5 protein-coding genes are annotated in these 3,848 nt (G+C 33.6%); all 5 read right to left on the bottom strand.

Features of this window, described 5'->3' with window-relative positions:
* On the bottom strand, positions 1–119 hold a 119-nt coding region (locus EA412_00335; protein TVR84503.1), incomplete at its 3' end, for a Crp/Fnr family transcriptional regulator.
* Positions 120–247: 128 nt separating this feature from the next.
* On the bottom strand, positions 248–976 hold the full coding sequence (locus tag EA412_00340; protein TVR84504.1) for a class I SAM-dependent methyltransferase: 729 nt from the start codon (positions 974–976) through the stop codon (positions 248–250).
* Between the two features lie 87 nt (positions 977–1,063).
* Positions 1,064–2,440, bottom strand: coding sequence for a T9SS C-terminal target domain-containing protein (locus tag EA412_00345; protein ID TVR84505.1), 1,377 nt, complete (start codon positions 2,438–2,440; stop codon positions 1,064–1,066).
* A 13-nt stretch (positions 2,441–2,453) separates the two neighbouring features.
* Positions 2,454–2,855, bottom strand: coding sequence for a hypothetical protein (locus tag EA412_00350; GenBank protein ID TVR84506.1), 402 nt, complete (start codon positions 2,853–2,855; stop codon positions 2,454–2,456).
* Between the two features lie 60 nt (positions 2,856–2,915).
* Positions 2,916–3,545 (bottom strand): chloramphenicol acetyltransferase, encoded by a 630-nt coding sequence (locus EA412_00355; GenBank protein ID TVR84507.1) that lies wholly within the window; start codon positions 3,543–3,545, stop codon positions 2,916–2,918.
* Positions 3,546–3,848: the final 303 nt, after the last annotated feature.

The raw sequence follows: 3,848 nt of genomic DNA on the forward strand, positions 1-3,848 counted from the left end.
CCCGGAACGGTTAAAAAATCCCCTTTTTTAAAAGTTTTAGGTTTTAATTTTTCACTCAGTAAATCATAATCAGTCTCGCTGATATTATGAAATTGTTTAAAAAAATCATTTAGTTCCATAAAGACAGTTGATGATTTTGGGGTATGTCCGAGTGGGGTTAAAAATACAATTTATCCAAAAATGATACTAAAGATAAGATTATCTTTTGAAGGGAGGATTACCCCCTTTAGATTAAATTGATACTTTTTTAAACTGCAATTTCTGCTTTTCTTTTAACCGCCCTGATACACATAAAAGCAGGAAACTTATTCAGTTCATTGAAATGCTTTAAATCTAATTGTTCAAATTCTTTTACAGGTTTGGGCTCTACCAATTTGTCAATATAAAATCCGTTTTCTGTAAGTGGATTTATGCAATCGTGTAAAGACCTTCTAAAACTATTGACTTCAACCGGCTCTCCAAACTCTTTCCAGGTACATTTTACATTTTCAACTTCAAAATAAACTTTAGATTTAAAATAAATATATTCAAAAAAAGGATGCTCGATTGAAAAAACCAGTATTCCATCAGGCTTTAAAACTCTGTGAAACTCCTTGATCGTCAATGTCCAATCTTCAATGTAGTGCAAGGCTAAAGCGCAAAGCACAATATCACAAGAGCTGTCCTCTATCATCTCAAATCTTTCTGAAAGATCATGAACAAAAAACTCACCTTTTTTTGGATTTCTGCGAATAGCTAAATCTACCATTTTCGGACTTAGATCAAAACCTTTGACATTGGCTCCTTGAGCAATTAACATTTCTGCATATTTACCAGGTCCGCAAGCAGCATCAAGGATAGTTTTCCCTTTTACATCCGGTAAAAGATTTAAGGTATTAGGCCGGTCATAATACGCATTATGAGGTTTATAATCAATAAGTTCACTATACTTTTCAGCCATTTGTTCATAGGCAGAAAGTATCTTTTTTTTAATCATTTTATACGTTTAGCGGGTAAAATTTAAACCATCTAAAGTAACTATTATTTTATACCCGAATCGCATTTTAGGCATCTGATTTTTTAATCAATTTTTTAGCATTTTTTGTCTTATTAGCTTTAGTGGAGTTTGAATTTCAATAAAATAAATCCCTTTAGAGATGTTTTTCAGTAAAATTTCTGTTCTCTCATCATTCAACTTGCTTTCATAAACTTTTTGCCCAAATAAATTATAGACAATTACTTTCTCAATTTCGATATTTGATTGAATTTGAAAGCTTCCGGTAAAAGGGTTGGGAAAAATCGAAACTTCAAAATTTGGGTTTCTTTCAATAACAGAATTTACCGTATCTTTTATAGGCAAAAACCACGGATCGATATCATAGGTATCGGTTGAATCATTGTTTACGAGGTTTTTATACACTACTGCAAATGAAATATCCCCTTTCGCAGTTAAAGAAGGCTCTCCCACGCATTCGGAATTCCCTTTTGTGATTACAAGCTCAAGATCTTGCCAGCTGTCCCAGTTACCCGGAATCTCTTGCTTTGCTCTGTAAATTTCACAATCTATAGAAAAGTAAAAAGACCACTCCCCCATTGGGTTTTGATATAAATGCGGATGTTCAATTTTTCCTAAAGCCGGACTGACTGTAGTCATGGCAAGCGGTGAAGTCCATGTTATGCCATCATCATAGCTGAATGCATACATAAAATCCCGAAAATCAGGGTTCGTATATTTTTCATACACAAGTAAAAGGGTATCTCCATTCAAGCGTTCCAAATGCGGATTATCGGCATTAAACTCATTCTCAACTGCATTAATCGGGGGATCTAAACGGATGGCCTGCTCTATTCCGCTTGGGTTTGCTGTTGTATTTCGAATGATCCAAATATCTCCATCACCGGTAAACATAAATATATCTACCAAAGCAGGATTTGTTTTATTAAAAAGTGGCATTGGCCCACCTTGTAGTGAGGCGGGTTTTGCTATTCCGGATAAAGTCCATTCAGTAAAAGGCAAATCTGTAGAAGCTCTTGAAGCATAAATTATATCTACATTAATAAACGTATCGCAATCAAACGGATTCGTTGTAATATCCATGCCAAAAGTTTCGGCATAAGGCCTGATGTATTCCGGATTGCCCAGTAAATCGCATCCTTGCAGTGTATTGAGGTTATTCAGAAAAAATAAAGTAAAACCAAATAAATCACCGGGATAATAAAGGGCATAAAGGTGCAGACCATCTCCGGAGATATGAATCCCGTCTTCCCATCCGTAAGCAGAAAGTGGTTGCCTGTAAGCTGATTCATACTTATTCTGAAATGCAGGAGCAATACCGGGAGAAACGCCTGCTTTTATGCTGTCCCATTGAGCTGCTGTCTGACTGCTTGCGAAAAAACTAAAAAGTAGAAATATAAAAAGGATGTAATTTTTCATGGGTTCAATTTTTAAATAAAATTTCATTTAGTTTAGCGTCTCATTGATTATCTACCACCACTTCAACTTTTATTCTATCGGGATCTTCAAAAAATACGGCATAATAATTTTCACCTCCCGCATTGGGATGTTTATCCGTATAAAGAATTTCTACATTTTTCTCTTTTAACTCTTTAGTCAATTCATCAACAAACCCTTTGGTATTACATCGAAAAGCCAGATGATTCAGGCCAGTATTTTTTCTGTTAAAGTAATTATTCAGGTATTTTTTCTCTGTCTGAACAAAGACTATATAAGTTTCGCTAAACTTATAACTAATCCCACTATCCCACTTTTGAAAAACTGTATAGTTAAACTTTTCAGTAAGAAGCCAGTCCCAAAATACTATGGATCTTTTTAAATCTGAAACATATATTTCGATGTGGTGAATTGACCCTTGCATTTTTTGCTTTTTAATTTTTTGAAGATATCTAAAGTAAAGATATTATGTTTTAGGGAAACGCTATTCTTTATTCAGTTGGCTTTGAAATTCTTTAAGGTATTTGGCAATATGAAAGCCGTCAACTAAGCCGTGATGAGCTTCAATAGAAATAGGCATTATTTTCCTTTCTTCCCGTATGAAAAACTTTCCAAAAGTAATTTTCGGAACGGAATCCGTTTGGTCAAAATTCGTAGGATGTAAAATTCCGCTAAATGAATTCCAGGGAAAAGTTGTGTGTCGAATTAAATCTATCTTTTTGTCATCATTGATAAGCCGGAGTCCGGTAGAGTTTTTTACAGCTTCTATTTCATTTTGCAAATCAGCATTAAAACGGTCAAAATTATCTAAAAAATCCAGGTATACAAATCCGAAAGTACCGTCTTCCCTACCTATAGTTGACCCGACATTTATTTTGTCAAAAACCACAACTTCACTGTCTAAGATTCTGTACTTCAACTCTTCCACAGTATTAACAGCTATCATCGACTTATGCAGATAACTGGCAAAAAATGAGATTCCGTTTTGTTTGGCATTTTCATAGCATAATGTGCAATCCACTTCGGTTACTACCCCTAAAAAAGGACTTGCCATTTTTGAAAAGAATTCAAAATGCTCTTTTCTATTCCAGTTATCTATATCTATTTTTTTCATCTTTCCGGTAAATTTAAGTTTGCTGCAAGTTGTCAAAACTAAACCAGCAATCAATGATAAGCTTTTTTTATGTTTAAAATAAATGTCAGACAACCCACGCTAAAGTAACTAAAATTGTAAAAATGCTTAACTAAAAATTACCACTAAAGTATGAAAATGAATTTTAGGATTTAAAAGCAGTAAAACCATAGAAATTTATACTGATGTAAGTGCAAAAAAAATCAAAGTAGTTAAAACGCTTTTTTTGATTTGAGATTTAAAAATATTTTTTAATATATTTGTTGGAAATAAAAGTTAACCTTT

It is taken from the genome of Chitinophagaceae bacterium, assembly GCA_007695095.1.
Taxonomy (GTDB): domain Bacteria; phylum Bacteroidota; class Bacteroidia; order Chitinophagales; family REEL01; genus REEL01.